The organism is Micromonospora sonneratiae, from assembly GCF_042679305.1.
GTDB lineage: Bacteria > Actinomycetota > Actinomycetes > Mycobacteriales > Micromonosporaceae > Micromonospora_H > Micromonospora_H sonneratiae.
In genome coordinates this window covers 15057-33008 of the sequence record NZ_JBHTMP010000072.1, presented here as the reverse complement: position 1 = coordinate 33008, position 17952 = coordinate 15057, and the positions used below count along the sequence as shown (strand labels likewise).

19 protein-coding genes and 1 pseudogene are annotated in these 17952 nt (G+C 70.5%); 15 read left to right on the top strand and 5 right to left on the bottom strand.

What is annotated here, in order from left to right; genetic code table 11:
* From ACFQ4H_RS29755 to ACFQ4H_RS29745, 3 genes are all read right to left on the bottom strand, one after another.
* Positions 1–216, bottom strand: a 216-nt coding sequence (locus tag ACFQ4H_RS29755) for a hypothetical protein (protein WP_377577327.1), incomplete at its 3' end; no start/stop codon positions are given.
* Positions 217–229: 13 nt separating this feature from the next.
* Entirely contained in the window at positions 230–745 is a 516-nt protein-coding gene (locus tag ACFQ4H_RS29750) for a hypothetical protein (protein WP_377577325.1), read from the bottom strand.
* 200 nt (positions 746–945) lie between these two features.
* Positions 946–1383, bottom strand: a complete 438-nt coding sequence (locus ACFQ4H_RS29745; protein ID WP_377577322.1) for an Lrp/AsnC family transcriptional regulator — start codon at positions 1381–1383, stop codon at positions 946–948.
* Positions 1384–1529: 146 nt separating this feature from the next.
* Between ACFQ4H_RS29745 and ACFQ4H_RS29740 the strand changes: the two genes are divergently transcribed.
* The 11 genes from ACFQ4H_RS29740 to ACFQ4H_RS29690 all read left to right on the top strand — a co-directional run bounded on the left by ACFQ4H_RS29740 (position 1530) and on the right by ACFQ4H_RS29690 (position 11180).
* Entirely contained in the window at positions 1530–2432 is a 903-nt protein-coding gene (locus ACFQ4H_RS29740; protein ID WP_377577319.1) for a tryptophan 2,3-dioxygenase, read from the top strand.
* 47 nt (positions 2433–2479) lie between these two features.
* A complete protein-coding gene (gene kynU, locus ACFQ4H_RS29735; protein ID WP_377577316.1) occupies positions 2480–3787 on the top strand; it encodes a kynureninase in 1308 nt (435 codons plus the stop codon).
* The gene (locus tag ACFQ4H_RS29730; RefSeq protein WP_377577314.1) at positions 3784–5118 is read left to right on the top strand and encodes an FAD-dependent oxidoreductase; all 1335 of its coding nucleotides are present in this window, start codon (positions 3784–3786) and stop codon (positions 5116–5118) included. The genes kynU and ACFQ4H_RS29730 overlap by 4 nt, the downstream gene beginning before the upstream one ends.
* Positions 5119–5159: 41 nt before the next feature.
* Positions 5160–6644, top strand: a complete 1485-nt coding sequence (locus tag ACFQ4H_RS29725; RefSeq protein WP_377577339.1) for a 2-hydroxymuconic semialdehyde dehydrogenase — start codon at positions 5160–5162, stop codon at positions 6642–6644.
* Entirely contained in the window at positions 6641–7435 is a 795-nt protein-coding gene (locus ACFQ4H_RS29720) for a 2-keto-4-pentenoate hydratase (RefSeq protein WP_377577311.1), read from the top strand. The genes ACFQ4H_RS29725 and ACFQ4H_RS29720 overlap by 4 nt, the downstream gene beginning before the upstream one ends.
* Positions 7436–7446: 11 nt before the next feature.
* Positions 7447–8259 carry a 2-keto-4-pentenoate hydratase gene (locus ACFQ4H_RS29715; protein WP_377577337.1) on the top strand — a complete coding sequence of 271 codons (813 nt, stop codon included), beginning with the start codon at positions 7447–7449 and terminating at the stop codon, positions 8257–8259.
* The gene (locus ACFQ4H_RS29710; RefSeq protein ID WP_377577308.1) at positions 8256–8702 is read left to right on the top strand and encodes a RidA family protein; all 447 of its coding nucleotides are present in this window, start codon (positions 8256–8258) and stop codon (positions 8700–8702) included. The genes ACFQ4H_RS29715 and ACFQ4H_RS29710 overlap by 4 nt, the downstream gene beginning before the upstream one ends.
* On the top strand, positions 8695–9219 hold the full coding sequence (locus ACFQ4H_RS29705; protein WP_377577305.1) for a 3-hydroxyanthranilate 3,4-dioxygenase: 525 nt from the start codon (positions 8695–8697) through the stop codon (positions 9217–9219). Before ACFQ4H_RS29710 ends, ACFQ4H_RS29705 begins: the two co-directional genes overlap by 8 nt.
* A complete protein-coding gene (locus tag ACFQ4H_RS29700; protein WP_377577303.1) occupies positions 9219–10244 on the top strand; it encodes an amidohydrolase family protein in 1026 nt (341 codons plus the stop codon). The genes ACFQ4H_RS29705 and ACFQ4H_RS29700 overlap by 1 nt, the downstream gene beginning before the upstream one ends.
* A gap of 194 nt (positions 10245–10438) precedes the next feature.
* Positions 10439–10786 carry an aa3-type cytochrome oxidase subunit CtaJ gene (ctaJ, locus tag ACFQ4H_RS29695; RefSeq protein ID WP_449289034.1) on the top strand — a complete coding sequence of 116 codons (348 nt, stop codon included), beginning with the start codon at positions 10439–10441 and terminating at the stop codon, positions 10784–10786.
* A complete protein-coding gene (locus ACFQ4H_RS29690; protein WP_377577300.1) occupies positions 10773–11180 on the top strand; it encodes a DUF5130 family protein in 408 nt (135 codons plus the stop codon). Before ctaJ ends, ACFQ4H_RS29690 begins: the two co-directional genes overlap by 14 nt.
* Positions 11181–11346: 166 nt before the next feature.
* Here the strand turns inward: ACFQ4H_RS29690 and pepN are convergent, their stop codons facing one another.
* On the bottom strand, positions 11347–13896 hold the full coding sequence (gene pepN, locus ACFQ4H_RS29685; RefSeq protein ID WP_377577332.1) for an aminopeptidase N: 2550 nt from the start codon (positions 13894–13896) through the stop codon (positions 11347–11349).
* Positions 13897–14139: 243 nt separating this feature from the next.
* Here pepN and ACFQ4H_RS29680 point away from each other — a divergent pair, with 243 nt between their 5' ends.
* The 4 genes from ACFQ4H_RS29680 to ACFQ4H_RS29665 all read left to right on the top strand — a co-directional run bounded on the left by ACFQ4H_RS29680 (position 14140) and on the right by ACFQ4H_RS29665 (position 17317).
* Positions 14140–14742 carry a mycothiol-dependent nitroreductase Rv2466c family protein gene (locus tag ACFQ4H_RS29680; protein ID WP_377577330.1) on the top strand — a complete coding sequence of 201 codons (603 nt, stop codon included), beginning with the start codon at positions 14140–14142 and terminating at the stop codon, positions 14740–14742.
* A gap of 295 nt (positions 14743–15037) precedes the next feature.
* Positions 15038–15313, top strand: a complete 276-nt coding sequence (locus tag ACFQ4H_RS29675) for a hypothetical protein (protein WP_377577297.1) — start codon at positions 15038–15040, stop codon at positions 15311–15313.
* 194 nt (positions 15314–15507) lie between these two features.
* Positions 15508–16707: a DUF1015 family protein gene (locus tag ACFQ4H_RS29670; RefSeq protein WP_377577295.1), complete on the top strand. Its 1200-nt coding sequence runs from the start codon at positions 15508–15510 to the stop codon at positions 16705–16707.
* Between the two features lie 142 nt (positions 16708–16849).
* Positions 16850–17317, top strand: coding sequence for a ribose-5-phosphate isomerase (locus ACFQ4H_RS29665; protein WP_377577292.1), 468 nt, complete (start codon positions 16850–16852; stop codon positions 17315–17317).
* A 170-nt stretch (positions 17318–17487) separates the two neighbouring features.
* On the opposite strand, the pseudogene ACFQ4H_RS29660 reads toward ACFQ4H_RS29665, so the two are convergent.
* Positions 17488–17670 (bottom strand): annotated as a pseudogene (locus ACFQ4H_RS29660) (hypothetical protein); the annotation flags it as partial.
* Between the last annotated feature and the right edge of the window lie 282 nt (positions 17671–17952).

The window sequence follows — 17952 nt, the reverse complement described above, 5'->3', positions numbered from 1 at the left end:
GGCCGGCGACGTGCCGGGCGGCCGGTGACCAACCTCGACGGTGGCGGGCCGGCTCACCTCGGCGTCGGGCCGGCTCATCTCCGGGTTGGCGGGCCGTTGGTGGGTGCTCGGCTCCGGGGTGGCGATGCTGGCGCGCGCGGCTTGGGCCACGATCCGGCCAGCGGTGCGAAGTGCCTGGCTGCGCTGGGAGTCGCTCGCCGGGTAGCGGTCAGACATGGTCAACGACGGGTCAGGGACCCAGCTCCGGGTGCCGTCGTCGCAGCCCGAACAGCGCGAGTCCGATGCCGAGGATCGCGGCGGCGATACCGCCGGCCATGACCATCGGGCTGAGCCCGCCACCGGCCGTGCCGCCGCCCCCGGCGGCCGGACCCTGACTCGGTTTGCTCATGTTCACCACCGTGAGGGTGGTGTTGGCGGTGTTGCCGTTCTGGCAGGTGAGGTTCACACCGTACGAGCCGGGTGGCCGGCTGCTCGGTACGGTTGCCGCCCCGGTGAGGAAGCCGTTGTCCGGTCGTACGATGACCCGCCCGAACGCGTCGGACTGCACGTTCGCCTGACGGTTGTTACCGTCGCCGCAGTTGGCCCGGATGCTCACCCGTTCGCCCGCCTGGACGGTGGTCGGGGTGACCTCCACGAACGCGTTTCCGGCGTACGCGGCGGCACCGGGCAACATCAGTGCGCCGGTCAGTACGACGCTGGCCGCGCCGGTCGTGACCGCGCGTCCGACGAACCTTGGACTCCGCATGGGCTCCCCCTTCCGGCCTGGACCGGTCGTGCGTGCGTGTCCCCATCGAGCCCTGCGTTCCCGCCAGCCCTGGCCACACACATGTCGAAGGAGTTGCGACTTGGGCGATATACCCGACATCTCGACCCTTGACCGATCGAGGAGTCCGACGTCGGACCGGTCAGGGCAGCAGTGGACCGGCCAGGGCAGCGGTGGACCGGTCAGGGCAGCGGTGTGATCGGTTGCCAGTCCAGCGGGGTGGAGAGCACCATCGTGCTGGACGGCTGGCCGTGCCGGGAGAGCCGGTCGATGACCTGCTCGAAGGCGTCGATCGAGCTGGCCGCGACCTTGAGCATGCTGCAGGCGTCTCCGGTTATCCGATGGATCTCCAGGACCTCCGGCCACTGGGCGACGGACTGGTCCCGCAGGATGCAGTCCGGGCCGTAACAGGACATCCGGATCAGTGCCACCACCGTACGACCGGCCTTGTCGAGGTCGATGTGTGCGTGGTAGCCGGTCACCACGCCGGCCTCCTCCAGCCGCCGTACCCGCTCGGCGACGGCGGGCGGTGACAGGTGGACCCGCCGGGACAGCTCGCTGAACGAGAGCCGGGCGTCGGCCTGCAACTCGCGCAGCAGCGCCCAGTCCATGTCGTCCACGCCGTCACCTTTCCTTCGTTAAGTGTGCCCACGAAATCGGTCACCGGCTGGTGGGTGCGATGGCCGTACCGCCGTTGATTCGGCATTCCTCAGGCGGCCCGGCCGCCGGGATCATGACGGTACCGGCGCAAGGAGGGAAACGACAGGTGGAGACCGCCGATCAGCGGACGTCAGCCGTGCAGGTCAAGGTACGCCCGAGCACCGCCCGGGAGCGGGCCGCCAAGGCCACCGCCAACGCGGGTGAACCGACCCTCGACCACACCGGTCAGGTCCCGTACGACACGTATGTGCACGCCAGCACCCTGCACAGCCTGCAACGGACGCTGAGCGAGGACCCGGGCGAGATGTCCTTTCTCATGGTCAGCCAGATCATGGAGCTCTACTTCGGACTGACCTGTTTCGAACTGCGTGAGGCGCAACGGCTGCTTCGCGACGACGACGTCTGGGGGACGCTGCGCCCCCTACGCCGGGCCGCCATGCACCTGGAAGGGCTCAATGCGGCCTGGCGCGGGCTCCGCTGGATGACCCCGGGCGACTTCAACCGGTTCCGGGACCTGCTGGGCGAGGGCTCCGGCTTCCAGTCCGCGATGTACCGGCACCTCGAATTCCTGCTCGGCCTCCGCACGGCCAGCCTGATCCGACCGTTCCGGCGACAGCCGGAGGTGTACGCCGCGCTGGTCGAGACCCTGGAGACGCCCAGCGTGTGGGACGACGTGCTGGCCGTACTGGCCCGTCGCGGATTCGACCTGCCGGCGGCGGTGACCGACCGGGACTTCACCGTCGAGCATGAGCCCCGGGCCGAGGTCGAGGCCGCCTGGGTGAAGATCTACGCGGACGACGGTCCGGACAACCACCTGCGACTGCTGGGCGAGGCCCTGACCGAGGTCGCCGAACAATTCGGCGACTGGCGCTATCGACATCTCCAGGCAGTTGCGCGCACGATGGGCGCCAAGGTCGGCAGCGGCGGTTCCTCCGGGGCAGCCTGGTTGCAACGCAGCATGGCGCGGGTCGTCTTTCCCGAGCTGTGGTCGGCCCGTACCGCGATGTGACCCGGACAGCGGGACAGCAAGAAGTGATCGGAGAGCGAGACGCCAGCATGACCACCCCCGAAGACGAGGCGCGACGCCGCGACGCCGCCGACCCCGGTCACCGGGACCTGTTCCACATCCCGCCAGCCCAGGGCGGCCGGTACGCCGAAACGGCGTACCTGGCCGGCAACTCGCTCGGCCTGCAACCCCGGGCGACCCGGGCCGAACTGGTCGAGGAACTGGACGCCTGGGCCACGCTGGGTGTGGAGGGGCACCTGGAGGCGGGTCGCCCCTGGCTGCCGTACCACGAGTTTCTGACCCAGCCGGCGGCCCGACTGGTCGGCGCGCTGCCCACGGAGACCGTGGTGATGAACTCGCTCACCGTCAACCTGCACCTGCTGATGGTGTCGTTCTACCGGCCGGCCGGCGACCGGATCCGCATCGTCATCGAGGACAGCGCGTTCCCGTCGGACAGCTACGCCGTACGCAGCCAGGCCCGGTTCCACGGCCTCGACCCGGACACCACCGTCGTACGTCTGCGCCCCCGGCCGGGTGCGGACACCCTGCACACCGAGGACGTGCTCGACTACCTCGACCGGGAGGGTGACCGGGTCGCGTTGGTGCTGCTGGGCGGGGTCAACTACCTCACCGGCGAGCTGATGGACATCCCCACGATCACCCGGGCCGGGCACGCGGTCGGTGCGCTGGTCGGCTGGGACCTGGCCCACGCCGCCGGGAACGTGCCGCTGGCCCTGCACGACTGGGACGTCGACTTCGCCGCCTGGTGCTCGTACAAGTACCTGAACTCCGGGCCCGGTGCGCTGGCCGGCGCGTTCATCCACGAGCGTCACCTGGCCGACCCGGCGATCCAGCGGTTCGAGGGATGGTGGAGCACCGATCCGGCCACCCGGTTCGAGATGACCCCACACTCCCGACCACTGCCCACCGCCGACGCCTGGCAGATCTCCAACCCGCCGATCCTGGCGATGGGACCGGTGCGTACCTCGTTGGAGATCTTCGACAAGGTCGGCATGGCCGCGTTGCGGGAGCGTAGCTGTCGGCTCACCGGATACCTGGCCGGCCTGCTCGACGAGATCACCCCGAACCGGCCGCTACGGGTGGTGACCCCCGCCGACCCGGACCGCCGTGGCTGCCAACTGTCCCTGCGCATCGCCGACCCCGGCAACCGGGCCGCCAGCGGCCAGGGCAGCGCCGCCGAGCTGTCGAGACGGCTCCGCCACGAGTACGGCGTGGTCGCCGACGCCCGTGAACCGGACGTCGTCCGGCTGGCCCCGGTGCCGCTCTACTCGACGTACCACGACTGTTGGCGGGCGGTCGACGCGTTGGCGCAGCTCGTGGCGGAGGATGCCCGATGACCGAGAACGAGGAGATCACGATCGTCGGTGCCGGGCTGACCGGCGGTCTGCTGGCCTGCTACCTGGCCCGGCGCGGCTACCGGGTGCGGGTCTACGAACGGCGACCCGACCCGCGAAAGGGGACCGTCGAACGCGGCCGGTCGATCAACCTGGCCCTGTCCGAGCGGGGACTCGACGCGTTGCGCCGGATCGGCCTGGAGAAGCAGGTGATGGCCGACGCCCTGCCCATGCGCGGCCGGATGATCCACCCGGTGCAGGGCGAGCTGGACTTCCAGCCGTACAGCCTGGCCGGGGACCGGGCGATCAACTCGATCAGCCGGGGTGCGCTGAACAACGCCCTGTTGGACGCCGCCGAGGCCTGGCCGGGCGTGCGGATCGACTTCGAGCATCGGCTGGTGGCGCTCGACCCGGAGACCGGTGACCTGGGCTTCGACACCCCGGACGGTCCGGTCCAGGCCACGGCCGGGGTGATCCTCGGTACGGACGGTGCCGGCTCCGCCGTACGTGGGCAGTTGCTGGCCCACGACGTGCTGACCGAGCGCCTCGACTTCCTCGACTACGGCTACAAGGAGTTGACCATCCCCCCGTCGAACGGGGACTTTGCGCTCGCTCCGGACGCGCTGCACATCTGGCCCCGGGGCACCTCGATGATGATCGCGTTGCCGAACCCGGACCGGTCGTTCACCTGCACCCTGTTCTGGCCGAACAGCGGCACGAACAGCTTCGCCTCGCTGGGCAGCCCAGCCGCGATCGAGCGGCACTTCCGTACCCACTACCCGGACGTGCTGCCGCTGGCCCCCGACCTGGTGGACGACTACCTGCACAACCCGGTGGGAATGCTCGGCACCGTCCGGTGCGCCCCCTGGCAGTACGGCGGTCGGGTCGGCCTGCTCGGCGACGCCGCCCACGCGATCGTGCCGTTCTACGGGCAGGGCGCCAACTGCGCCTTCGAGGACGTGGTGGAGCTGGACCGGTGTCTGGACGAGACCGGTGACACCTGGGACCTGGCGCTGCCGCTGCTCGACGCGCAGCGGCGGGAGAACGCCGAGGCGATCGCCCAGATGGCGCTGGCGAACTTCGTCGAGATGCGCGACAAGGTCGCCTCGCCGGTGTTCCAGTTCGGCAAGCGGGTCGAGCATGTCCTGGAACGGGCGCTGCCCGGCCGGTACGTCTCCCGCTACGAACTGGTCTCCTTCTCCACCACCCCGTACGCCCAGGTGCAGCGTCGGGTACGCCGTCAGCACCGGATCCTCGGTGCGGCTTCGGCCGGTGCGGCCGTACTGCTCGGCCTGCTCGGCGCGGTCGCCGTCCGGCGGGGGAGGCGCAGGTGAACCGGGTACGGGAAACGGGTGTCGACTGGCATCCGGAGCTGATGACCGGCCGGGCCGCCAGCGGCGGACCGCAGCCGCTGCGCAACTTCGTCGGTGGCGAGTTCGTGGGCGGGAAGCAGACCTTCGCCAAGGCCAGTCCGGTCACCGGTGAGGTGCTCTTCGAGGTGGCCGAGGCCGACGGCGCCACTGTGGACGCGGCGGTCGACGCGGCCCGCGCGGCCCTACGTGGCCCCTGGGGACGGATGGACGAGCGGGAACGGGCCGCCGTGCTGCGCCGGGTCGCCGACGAGTTGGAACGCCGGTTCGACGACCTGGTCGTCGCCGAGGTCGCCGACACCGGCAAGGCGATCTCCCAGGCCCGTACCCTGGACATTCCCCGGGGCGCGGCCAACTTCCGGGCGTTCGCCGAGATCGTGGCCAGTACGCCGAACGAGTCCTTCACCACGGCGACCGCCGGTGGCGGCCGGGCGCTCAACTACTCGGTACGCAAGCCGGTCGGCGTGGTGGCGATCATCGTGCCCTGGAACCTGCCACTGCTGCTGCTGACCTGGAAGGTCGCCCCGGCGCTGGCCTGCGGAAACGCCGTCGTGGTGAAGCCGTCGGAGGAGACCCCGTCGTCGGCGACGCTGCTGGCCGAGGTGTTCGCGGCGGCCGGCGTACCCGACGGGGTGTTCAACCTGGTGCACGGCTTCGGCCCGGACTCGGCCGGGGAGTTCCTCACCCGGCACCCCGGCGTCGACGCGATCACCTTCACCGGCGAGTCCGCCACCGGTACGGCGATCATGCGGGCTGCCGCCGACGGCGTGAAGGCCGTCTCGTTCGAGTTGGGCGGCAAGAACGCCGGCCTGGTCTTCGCCGACGCCGACCTGGACGCGGCGGTGGCCGGCTCGGTCCGGTCCAGCTTCACCAACGGCGGGCAGGTCTGCCTCTGCACCGAGCGGATCTACGTACAGCGCCCGGTCTTCGAGGAGTTCACCGAACGGTTGGCCGCCCGCGCCGCCGACCTGGCCTTCGGCTGGCCGTCCGACGAGGCGACGGTGAACATGCCGCTGATCTCGGCCGCCCACCGGGCCAAGGTGCTCGGCCACTACGACCTGGCCCGGGCCGAGGGGGCGACCGTGCTCACCGGCGGGGGAGTGCCGTCCTTCGGTGACGCCCGCGACGGTGGGGCGTACGTCCAGCCGACCGTGCTCACCGGGCTGCCCGCGACCGCCCGTACCAACCGGGAGGAGATCTTCGGCCCGGTCTGCCACGTCGCGCCCTTCGACGACGAGGAGGAGGCGTACGCGCTGGCCAACGACAGCGAGTACGGGCTGGCCGCGACCGTGTGGACCCGGGACGTCGGGCGGGCGCACCGGGCCGGCCTGCGGTTGGACGCCGGTATCGTCTGGGTCAACACCTGGTTCCTGCGCGACCTGCGCACCCCGTTCGGCGGGGTGAAGGCCTCCGGTATCGGCCGGGAGGGCGGGCGCCACTCGCTGGACTTCTACTCCGAACTGACCAACGTCTGCGTGGAGCTTTCGTGACCGTTGACATCGAGCGGGCGGCGCAGGCGCTGACCGAAGCTCGTCGCCACAGGAAACCCTGCCCGCCGCTGCGCGGTCGACTGCTGTCCGAGGCGGATGTCGCCTCGGCGTACCAGGTGCAGCAGTTCCAGGTCCGGCGGTGGCTCGACCGGGGCTGCCGCCAGGTCGGTGCGAAGATCGGACTGACCTCCCGGGCCGTGCAGGAGAGCTTCGGCGTCTTCCAACCGGACTACGGGGTGCTGCTCAACAGCATGGAGGTGCCGGACGGGGTCGAGGTCGACCTCGGCCGGCTGCTCCAGCCGAAGGTCGAGGCCGAGATCGCCTTCGTGCTCGGGGCGGACCTGCCGTTCGAGCAGGTGACCACCGCCGACGTCATCCACGCCGTCGACTACCTGCTGCCGGCGATCGAGATCGTCGACTCCCGGATCGCCGACTGGGACATCTCCATCGTGGACACGATCGCGGACAACGCCTCCAGCGGACTGTTCGTGCTGGGTACCTCCCCCCGCCGGCTGGCCGACGTCGACCTGCGGCTGTGCGGGATGGTGCTGGAACAGGCCGGGGAACCGGTCTCGGTCGGCGCGGGCGCGGCCTGCCTCGGCAACCCGCTACATGCGCTGGCCTGGCTGGCCGACACCATGGCCCGGGCCGGCAGCCCGCTACGGGCCGGTGACGTGGTGCTCTCCGGCGCGCTCGGCCCGATGGTGCCGGTGACGCCCGGTGCGGCGTACGAGGCCCGGATCTCCGGTCTCGGCTCGGTTCGTACGTGTTTCTCCAGGGGTGACTCGTGACAGTTGGTGGGATCGAGCGGGCGGATCTGGCGGAGTTGGCCGCCCGGCTGGACGAGGCAGCCGGGTCGGCGACGGCGATACCGCAGATCGTCTCGGCGGCCGGGGTCGACGTGGAAGCCGCGTACGCGATCCAGGGTGCCCTGATCGACCGGCGGCTGGCCCGGGGGGAGCGGCTGGTCGGGCTGAAGATGGGGCTGACCAGCCGGGCCAAGATGGCGCAGGTCGGCGTCGACGAGGTGATCTGGGGTCGGCTGACCGACGCGATGCGGGTGCCCGACGGCGGCCAGGTGGACACCACCACCCACATCCATCCCCGGGTCGAGCCCGAGGTGGCCTTCCTGCTGGACCGGATGCCCGAGCCGGGTGAACCGATCGGTGACTTCGCCAGCCTGGTCCGGGCCGTCGCCCCGGCCCTCGAACTGATCGACTCCCGGTACGCCAACTTCCGGTTCTCGCTGCCCGACGTGGTCGCCGACAACGCCTCGGCCGCCCGGTACGCCATCGGGGCCTGGCAGCCGGTGCCGGCCGGGCTGGACAACCTTGGCGTGCTGCTGGAGGTGGACGGTCGGGTGGTGGAGACCGGCTCCACCGCGGCGATCCTCGGCGACCCGCGTCGCGCCCTCGACGAGGGGGTACGGCTGGCCGGCCGGCACGGCGTACGGCTGTGCGAGGGGTGGGTGTTCCTCGCCGGGGCGGCCACCGCCGCCGTACCGCTGCGTCCCGGGGCGCACGTACGCGCCGTGGTCGAACGGCTGGGCGCAGTCTCGCTCCGGGTCCGCCCCGACCGGGGGAGCGTCGCCGGTACGGCGGAGGGGCGGTCGTGAGCGGGGCCCGGGTCGTCGCCGGCAAGGCCGTACCACGCGGTCGGTTCCCACACGTCAGGGTGGCCAACGGATTTGCCTTCGTTTCCGGTACGTCCAGCCGCCGACCGGACAACACGATCGCCGGTGCCGAGGTGGACGCGTTGGGCACCACCGCGCTGGACATCCGGGTGCAGACCCGGGCGGTGATCGAGAACATCCGCGACATCCTCCGCGATGTCGGGGCGGACCTGTCCGACCTGGTGCAGGTCACCACGTACCTGGTCAACATGAACGACTTCGGGGGCTACAACGAGGTCTACGCCGAGTTCTTCGACGAGGCCGGTCCGGCCCGCACCACCGTCGCCGTACACCAGCTTCCCCACCCGCATCTGCTGATCGAGATACAGGCGGTCGCCGTACTCCCTTCCGGAACAGTGCTTCCCTCAGGAGGTAGCCATGACTGACGTCACCGAACCGGTGAGCTTCCCGGGCTGGATCGAGGAGAACCAGCACCTGCTCAAGCCGCCGGTGGGCAACAAGCAGATGTTCCCGACCGGGGACGACTTCATCGTGATGGTGGTGGGCGGGCCCAACCAGCGCACCGACTTCCACGTCGACCCGTACGAGGAGTTCTTCTACCAGGTCAAGGGCAACATGCACGTCAACCTGATGACCCCGGACGGGCCGCAGACCGTGCACGTCCGGGAAGGCCAGATGTGGGTGCTGCCGGCCCTGATGCCACACTCGCCGCAGCGGCCGGAGCCCGGCTCGATCGGTGTGGTGATCGAGCGGGTACGCCAGGAGGGCACCCTGGAGAAGTTCCAGTGGTACTGCCCCGGGTGCGGTAACCGGGTGCACGAGGTCGAGTTGCAGGTCCGGGACATCGTCGCCGACCTGCCGCCGTTGTTCGAGGCGTTCTACGCCGACGAGGCCGCCCGTACCTGTGACCGCTGCGGCGCACTGCACCCGGGCAAGGGCTGATGACGGACCCGGTGACCGGGTCGTACCCGGTGGTGGACGTGCACACGCACGTCGTACCGAGGGGCTGGCCGGAACTGTCCGCGGAATGTGGTGGTTCCGGCTGGCCCTGGCTACGGATCGACTCCGAACGCGAAGCAATGATCATGGTCGGGGAGACCGAGTTCCGCCCGATCGGTGCCCAGTGCTGGGACGCCGACACCCGACTGTCCGACATGAAGGCCGACGGGGTGGACGTCCAGGTGGTGTCCCCGACCCCGGTCTTCTTCTCGTACGACCGGCCGGCCGACCAGGCAGCCAAGGTGGCGCGGATCTTCAACGACCTGACCCTCGAGGTCACCGAGCGGGCTGGGGACCGGCTGGTGCCGTTCTGTCAGGTGCCGTTGCAGGACCCGGACGCGGCCTGTGCCGAGCTGGACCGGAGCCTGGCGAACGGGCACGTCGGTGTGGAGATCGGCAACCACGTCGGTGACCGGGATCTGGACGACGAGAGCATCGTCACGTTCCTCCAGCACTGTGCCGAGGTGGGCGCACCGGTCTTCGTACACCCGTGGGACATGCCGGGTGGTCCCCGGCTGGACCGGTGGATGGCCCGCTGGCTGACCGGTATGCCGGCCGAGACCCACCTGTCGATCCTGGCGCTCATCCTCGGTGGTGTCTTCGACCGGGTGCCGGAGACCCTGCGGATCTGTTTCGCCCACGGCGGGGGGAGCTTCCCGTTCTGGCTGGGGCGGGCGGACAACGCCTGGCACCGGCGCGGTGACCTGGTACGCGGCCGATCCGCCCAACCGCCGAGTCGGTACGTCGACCGGTTCTCCGTCGACAGCGTGGTGTTCGACCCGGCGGCGTTGCGGCTGCTGGTGGACACCATGGGGGTGGACCGGGTGATCCTGGGCAGCGACTATCCGTACCCGCTCGGCGAGCGGCCGGTGGGGCGGGTGGTCCACGAGGCGGACTTCCTGACCGGGGACCAACGGGCGATGCTCCTGTCCCGCAACGCGCTACGCTTCCTCGGCCGTACAGTGTGATCTTCAACCTGGCCCGTCCGCGGTAGGCCGTACGGGGTACGGCATGCCGGTGTGACGGGTGGGTCTGGTGCCCGGTTGCTGGTCGTATCAGCCGAGTTGGGGCAGGCCATTGTGGCCTCGGTTCGGCACCCCGAGATCCGGTGGGCCGTGCACTCCGCTACCGTGAGGACATCTGAACCGGGCGGATCGACCGCATGATCGGCCCCCTGGTCCGGGTGATCTGGTCCCTCTTCCGCCTGGGAGCGTTGAGGTTGTCTGTTTCCGACACGTTGCTGATCTTCGTCGGCATCCCGATCGTGGCGTCGCTGGTGATCGTCGGGCTGGCGCTGGCCGGCAAGCGCGATAACGGCGCCAAGCGGTACCGGCCGGGCCGACCCTTCGACTTCATGCCGGTGTGGTTCCTCTCCGCGCCGGATCAGCTTGCCGACCCCACCGGTACGGTCCTGCCCGCCGGCGCTCCGGTTCCGGCGCTGACCACCGGCAAGACCGAGACCGTCCGGGTCCGGCCCGGCTCGACGGGAGGCGCAAGTGACCGCTGGTGAGTTGACCGTAGAGACGAGTAGCCGCCCCGAGGTGCTCGAGGGGCCGTTCTCGACCCGACAGCTGCTGCGCATCGACGAGGCGCTGCGGCTGGCCGACCAGGCCACCGGACTGGTCTTCACGATCTACGTCGGCGATCTCGACGAGCCGACCCGCACGCACGCGGAGAAGCTGCACGGCCGGCTGGCCGACCCGGACCGTTCGGTGTTGATCGCCGTGTCGCCCAACCAGCGGGCGCTGGAGATCGTGACCGGTGCCGAGGTACGCAAGCGGGTACCGGACCGGCACGCGAAGCTGGCCGCGCTCTCCATGGTGGCCGCCTTCGGCGTCGGTGACCTGACCGGCGGCATCATCAACGGCCTGGACCAGCTCGCCACCCACGCCGGCAAGGCCTGAACTCCTCCACTTTCGCGACGCGGGCCGGACCCCACCGGGGTCCGGCCCGCGTCGCATTCGTTCCGGGTGTCGTCCGGACCACCAGCCCGAGCCGGCACAAATGATCGGGCCCGGCTACCACGACCCGTGGTCGCGGTAGCCGGGCCCGACTGTCGTACTGTCCCGATCAGGCGGAGGTGGCGTCCTTGGCCCGGGCCTTCAGCGCCCGGACGACGCCGTCGCGGCCCTCGGCAACCAGCCGGCGCAGCGGCGCGGGCTGATCCGGCTGGGCCAGCCACGCGTCGGTGGCGGCGACCGTCTCCTCACTGACCTGGTAGGCGGGGTAGGCCAGGACGACGAACTCCTGCGCCGGCTCGCTGTCCCGGTGCGCCCAGACATGTCCGACCGCCGCGAAGAACTTCTCCGTGTACGGCGCGGTCAGCTCCACCTGCGCCGGGTGCTGGAAGCCCTGGAGGAGGGAACGGTTCCGCCAGTTGGGCAGCGCCTCGTCGCCGGTGAGCAGGGCCCAGACCCCGGCCTTGTTCTCGGCGGTGGGCACCAGTGCCCGCGCGTACGCGGCCTCCCGCTCACCGCTGGCCGTACGGTCGCCCGCCAGTTCCGCCTCGATCTCCGCCACCCCGGCGGCACCGTTGGCGACCAGGGCGGCCAGCACCGACCAGCGAAGCTCGGTGTCGATCGTCAGACCGGCGGGCACCTCGACACCGTCCAGCCAGCCGCGCAGCGTGGCCAGGTCGGCCTCCGACCGGGTCGCCGACGCGTAGGAGCGGGCCCAGGCGAGCTGTAGACCGCTGCCCGGCTCGGCAGCCTGTAGCGCGGTCCGTGCGGTACGGGCCAGCTCCGCCCAGCCGGTGGGGGCCCAGGCCGGGTCGGCGTACGAGGCCAGCGTGCTGGAGGCCTGACGCAGCGTCTGGATGACGAGGTTGACGTCGGTCTCGGCGGGCAACCCGGCCAGCACCAGGGCGACGTAGTCCCGGGCGGCCATCTCGGCGTCGCGGACCATGTCCCAGGCGGCGGCCCAGCACAGTGCCCGCGCCAGGGAGGAGTCGAACGAGCCGATGTGCTGCACCACCGTGGCCAGGGAACGCTCGTCGAGCCGGAGCTTCGTGTACGACAGGTCCTCGTCGTTGAGCAGCAGCACGTCCGGCGCCCGTACGCCGGCCAACTGGGGCAGTTCGGTCTGGTCGCCGGTCACGTCGACCTCGATCAGCTCCCGGCGTACGAGTCGGCCGTCGACAAGGTCGTAGAGGCCCACCCCGATCCGGTGGGTACGCAGCGTCGGGTAGCCGGTCGGCGCCTCCTGGCGGATGACGACCCGCTGGTAGGTGTCGTCGGCTCCGATGGTGACCTCGGGCCGCAGGGTGTTGACCTGTGCGGTCTCCAACCACTGCGCGGCGAACTTGCGCAGTTCCCGGCCGGAGGCGACCTCCAGTTCGGAGAGCAGGTCGTCGAAGGTGGCGTTGCCCCAGGCGTACTTGCCGAAGTAGGCACGCAGCCCGGCCAGGAACGGGTCCAGGCCCACGTACGCGACCAGTTGCTTGATGACGCTGGCGCCCTTGGCGTACGTGATGCCATCGAAGTTGACCTCGACGGCCTCCAGGTCGGGCATCTCGCAGTACACCGGGTGGGTGGAGGAGAGCTGGTCCTGCCGGTAGCCCCAGTTCTTGCGGATGGAGAGGAACGTCGTCCACGCGTCGGTGAAGCGGGTGGCGTGGGTGTTGCACCAGTGACTGGCCCACTCGGCGAACGACTCGTTGAGCCACAGGTCGTTCCACCAGCGCATGGTGACCAGGTCACCGAACCACATGTGGGCCATCTCGTGGAGGATCGTGTTGGCCCGCTGCTCGTACTCGAAGTCGGTCACCTGCGAGCGGAAGATGTAGTGCGCCTCGGCGTGCGTCACGCAGCCGAAGTTCTCCATCGCCCCGGCGTTGAAGTCCGGCACCCAGAGCTGGTCGTACTTCGGCAGGGGGTAGCGGACGCCGAACTGCTCGTGGAAGAAGTCGAAGCCCTGGGTGGTGATCAGGTTGAGGTCGTCCGCGTCCATGTACTCGGCCATGCTGGCCCGGCAGTAGTAGCCCAGGTCGATTCCGTCGTGCGTGTAGCGCACCTCGTGGTACGGCCCGGCGCACAGCGCGGTGATGTAGGTGCTCATCCGGGCCGACTCGGCGAAGTGGATCGTCTTGGTGTCCGGTCCGGCCGGCTCCGTGGCCGCCACCGGGGAGTTGGACACCACCCGCCAGTGTGCCGGCACGGTGGCGTGCCAGGTGTAGACGCTCTTCAGGTCCGGCTGGTCGAAGCAGGCGTAGGCCCGCTGGGCGTCCGCGGTCTCGAACTGGCTGTAGAGGTAGGTCTCGCCGTCCACCGGGTCGACGCTGCGGTGCAGGCCCTGTCCGCTGTTGGAGTAGAGGAAGTCCGCGTCGACGACCAGGGTGTTCTCCGCGGCCAGCCCGGTCAGGGCGAGCCCGCTCTCCGCCGACCACCCGGAGAGGTCCACCGCCACCCCGTTCAGGGTCGCGGAGCGTACGGAGTCGGCAGCGACCTCGATGAAGGTGGTGGCCCCCGGCTCGGAGCAGCGGAAACGGACCTCGGTCACCGTGCGGAACGTGGGATTGTTGGTGGCATCAGCTGCGGCGGAAAGATCCAGATTGATGTCATACCCGGTCACGTCCAGCAGGCGGGCCCGTTCGGTCGCCTCGATCTGGGTCAGGTTACGCACTCCCGGCACGTGAATCTCCATCCGTATCTCGCCTGCTGCCCCCTTTGGCAGCCACAGAACCACCCGCCGTGGTGGCTCAGAACGAGTCTTCCATGCTGTGTTGATCCTGGCGGGTGGTCGAGGTCACGGTCTCATTCCGGTGCCGCTGCCCGGACCGTGGGGTGATGATCTGCGGGACAGGGCCGCCATCGGGGCGGGCCAGATAGGAAAGGAACTGCCGTGCCTGAGCGCGCGAGCGTGGACATGTGGTTCGACCCCATCTGCCCGTGGGCCTGGCTCACCTCGCGTTGGTTGCTGGAGGTGGAACGGGTACGCCCGGTCGACGTCCGGTTCCGGGTGATGAGCCTGTCGGTGCTCAACGAGGGCCGCGACCTGCCGGAGCAGTACCGGTCGTTGCTGGAGACGGGCTGGGCCCCGGTCCGGATCTGCATCGCGGTCGAACAGCGGTACGGTCAGCAGGCGGTACGTGACCTCTACACCGCCCTCGGCACCCGGATCCACGTCAACGGTGAGGAGCGTGGCACCGGGCTGTACGCCGCCGCGCTGGCCGACGCCGGCCTCGATCCGGACCTGGTGAAGGCCGCTGTCTCGACCGACTACGACGAGGCGCTGCGGGCCAGCCACAATGCGGGCATGAAGCCGGTCGGCACCGACGTCGGCACCCCGGTGATCCACGCCCCGGGCCCGGTCGAGGGGGAGAAGGTGGCCTTCTTCGGCCCGGTGGTCACCCCGGCACCGAAGGGTGAGGCGGCCGGTCGGCTGTGGGACGGCGTACTGCTGGTTGCCGGCACCCCGGGCTTCTTCGAGCTCAAGCGGTCCCGCGACCAGGACCCGATCTTCGACTGAGTCGGCCGGTTCCGACCGGGACGGGCAGCCGAGCCGGTCGTCGTCCCGTCAGCCGAGCCGGTCGTCGTCCCGTCACCCGGTCCGGTCATTGTCCTGGCTGGTCAGCGCCCTGACTGCTGATCGCCCTGGCCGGCGGCCTCCCCGATCCGGTGAAGCCGCCGGCCGGGCGTGGAACCCGAAGCTATCGGCATTCGCCGATGCTGTCGCCGTGACCGTGGGCCGGCGGGCTCGTTGCACCGGGTGTCGATTCAGCGGTCCGTACGGATCGCGCCCCTGCGAAGCCGGAGAGCGTTCGATGGCCAGACACCGCCGTACGTCCGGGTACCGCCCGCAGCCCCGCGACGCGGTGGCGGAGAGCCTGGGCGGCGGATACTGGTCGGTGGACGCCACCCGGTGGGCCACCGTGGCGCCGCAGCTCCCCGAGGAACTGGCCGATCTGCTGGCCCCACCGATCGTCGTCCGGGTCGCCCCGGCACCGATACCTGCCGGGGTCCGGCCGAACCCGCCCGGTGCCGTTTCCCGGTCACGACGTACGGGCGGCCGACACCGCCGCCCGGCGGCGACCACGTGACCTGACTCATGCGCCGCCCGGCAGTGACGTGGCTGACTCGACACCCGCACTGTCCAGGGCCGAGCGGGCCGCTACGGCCCATGAGTTGACCAGCGGAGACCGGCTGACCGGCCCGATTCCGGCTACGCCCAGGGGATGGACACGACGCGGGGTATCGGCCGTCACACCGCTGCCCGCCGGTAGCGTGGGCGGACATGACGGTCGTGCATCCGATCGCCCGGGCCTGGATCACCACAGGCGGCACCGGCGCGCAAAACTACGACGAGTTCGCCGACGACGCGGAGATCACCGCGATCATCGAGGCCAACCCGCACAGTGCCCTCGCCATCGAGATGCCCCACCGGGCACCGGAGAGTCTCGGCCAGTCGCTCGTCGAGGCGTTGCCGGCTGCGGCCGACCGACTCGCCGAGGCCAAGGCGGAGGGCAGCTACACCCCGGCCGAGCAGGTGGTGGTGCTCTACCGGATCACCTCGCCGGTGGACGAGCCGGCCTACGGAATGTTCGTCATGGTCGACACCGACCAGATCTCCACCAGCGCCGACGAGCCCGGTCTGGTGATCCGTAACGAGGACGTCTTCATCGCCAAGGTGCGCGAGCGGGTGGCCCTGGCCGAGGCGGTCGGACACCTGCTCTCCCCCGTACTGCTGTTGCAGACCGGCCGGGGCGACGAGTTGCACGCGGCGCTGGCCAAGGCCACCGACGCGGCCGGGGTGCCGGCGGCGACCGACATCGACCAGGCCGGGCGTACGCACGCGATCTGGCCGTTGGAGCCGGGTGCGCTACAGGACGAGCTGCGGGCGTTGGCCGGCGGCGGGGAGCTGGTGGTGGCCGACGGCAACCACCGCAGCCTGGCTGCCCAGATCGGTGAGCTGCCGCGGTTCCTCGCGGTGATCACCACGCCCGCCTCGGTGGCGATCCAGCCGTACAACCGGCTGGTCAGCGAGTCGGGCACCACCCCGGAGGAACTCGTCGACCGGCTGCGGTCGGCCGGGGCGCAGGTCGAACCGGTCGACGGCCGGCCCACCGTGCCCGCGACCGGTGGCAGCGTCCAGTTGTACGCCGGTGGCCGGACGTACGCGGTCACGCTGCCGGCCGGTGAGGGCACGTTGGTGGAGAACCTCGACCACGCCCTCGTCGAGCGGGTGCTGCTGCGTGACGTGCTCGGCCTCGACCCGGGGGACAAGCGCATCAACTACGTGGGTGGCGACTACTCGGCGCAGTGGCTGGCCGGTGAGGTGGACGCGGGACGGGCCGAGCTGGCGATCCTGATCGCTCCGGTGACGGTCGACGACTTCGTGGCGGTGAACCTGGCCCGGCAGAAGCTGCCGCGCAAGAGCACCTGGTTCACCCCCAAGGCCCGGGGTGGTCTGGTGCTCGCCCAACTGGGAGCGTGACGTTCCGGGTCGGGGCGCGGCGTACCGCGCCCTGACCCGAACCTCCATGCTGGTCAGGTCTTCCGGTCCGATCCTGTGATCTGGAATGGTCGGGGCATGGCCCGCCTCAGCCTCCGCAACGGCCGGCTGTCAGACTGCGCGTATGCGCGTCTACCTGGGATCCGACCACGCCGGCTACGAGTTGAAGGGACACCTGGCCAGTCACCTTGCCAAGCAGGGCTACGAACTGGTCGACGTGGGGCCGCACGCCTACGACCCGGATGACGACTACCCGGCCTTCTGCCTGCACACCGGTGCCCGGGTGGTGGCTGACCCGGGCAGTCTGGGAGTGGTGATCGGCGGTTCGGGCAACGGCGAGCAGATCGCCGCCAACAAGGTCTCGGGGGTGCGTGCCGCCCTGGCCTGGAACATCGACACCGCTCAGCTGGCCCGCGAACACAACGATGCGAACGTGGTGGCCGTCGGTGCGCGCCAGCACAGTCTCGACGAGGCGACCGCGATCGTGGAGGCGTTCCTGACCACCCCGTACTCCGGCAACGATCGGCACTCCCGCCGGATCGGCCAGGTGGCCGCGTACGAGGACTCCCGTCAGCTGCCCGACCTGCCCTGACCCCCGACCCTGGCCCGACCCGGGCCCTGGTCAGACCTCAGGATCCGCGTGATCGGGGAGCAACCCGCGCAATGTCGCCGGTGTGTCGGCGATACGGGCCCCTGATCACGAGGATCTTGATGGTGGCGACGGTGCGGTGTCGTCGACGCGGACCCTGACGACCGGGACGGTCAGCGACCGCTGCGTGGCAACTTCTCCCGAGGCACCCAGTTGCGGCGTACCACCACCAGCCGTTCCTCCGCCTCGGCCAGGTCGGCTGCGGTCGGTCGGGCGGCATCCCGGGCACGCAGCGCCGCGCTCACACTGACCTGGGAAGCACCCGATCCCAGGAGACCACGGAGGCCGCGCTCGCTGTCCCGATCCTCCGCCGCCGGTACGGCCATCGCCGTACGACGGGCCCCGCCCGCTCCCGACCGGGCCGTCGGTTCCGGCGCGTTGGCGGTTCGCCCGGTAGTAGCCTGTCTGCCCCTTGTCGGTCGGGCCGGTGCTGGCCCGGAATCACCCGATCCGGCATGATCTGACCGGGGAGCGCTCGGCCTGGGCCTACTCCGCTCGGTGCCGCCCGCTTCGGTGTCCGCCGCCTCGGCCCCGGACACCGGCGGTCCGGCCGGCCGCAGCGGTGCCGGTACGACCGG

Excerpts from the sequence above, each read along its gene's own strand:
- ACFQ4H_RS29700 (WP_377577303.1), top strand. The coding sequence starts at position 9,219 with ATGACGGACCCGGTGACCGGGTCGTACCCGGTGGTGGACGTGCACACG.
- kynU (WP_377577316.1), top strand. The coding sequence starts at position 2,480 with ATGACCACCCCCGAAGACGAGGCGCGACGCCGCGACGCCGCCGACCCC.
- ACFQ4H_RS29665 (WP_377577292.1), top strand. The coding sequence starts at position 16,850 with ATGCGCGTCTACCTGGGATCCGACCACGCCGGCTACGAGTTGAAGGGA.
- ACFQ4H_RS29675 (WP_377577297.1), top strand. The coding sequence starts at position 15,038 with ATGGCCAGACACCGCCGTACGTCCGGGTACCGCCCGCAGCCCCGCGAC.
- ACFQ4H_RS29725 (WP_377577339.1), top strand. The coding sequence starts at position 5,160 with ATGACCGGCCGGGCCGCCAGCGGCGGACCGCAGCCGCTGCGCAACTTC.
- ACFQ4H_RS29670 (WP_377577295.1), top strand. The coding sequence starts at position 15,508 with ATGACGGTCGTGCATCCGATCGCCCGGGCCTGGATCACCACAGGCGGC.
- ACFQ4H_RS29750 (WP_377577325.1), bottom strand. The coding sequence starts at position 745 with ATGCGGAGTCCAAGGTTCGTCGGACGCGCGGTCACGACCGGCGCGGCC.
- ctaJ (WP_449289034.1), top strand. The coding sequence starts at position 10,439 with ATGATCGGCCCCCTGGTCCGGGTGATCTGGTCCCTCTTCCGCCTGGGA.
- ACFQ4H_RS29730 (WP_377577314.1), top strand. The coding sequence starts at position 3,784 with ATGACCGAGAACGAGGAGATCACGATCGTCGGTGCCGGGCTGACCGGC.
- ACFQ4H_RS29680 (WP_377577330.1), top strand. The coding sequence starts at position 14,140 with ATGTGGTTCGACCCCATCTGCCCGTGGGCCTGGCTCACCTCGCGTTGG.
- ACFQ4H_RS29705 (WP_377577305.1), top strand. The coding sequence starts at position 8,695 with ATGACTGACGTCACCGAACCGGTGAGCTTCCCGGGCTGGATCGAGGAG.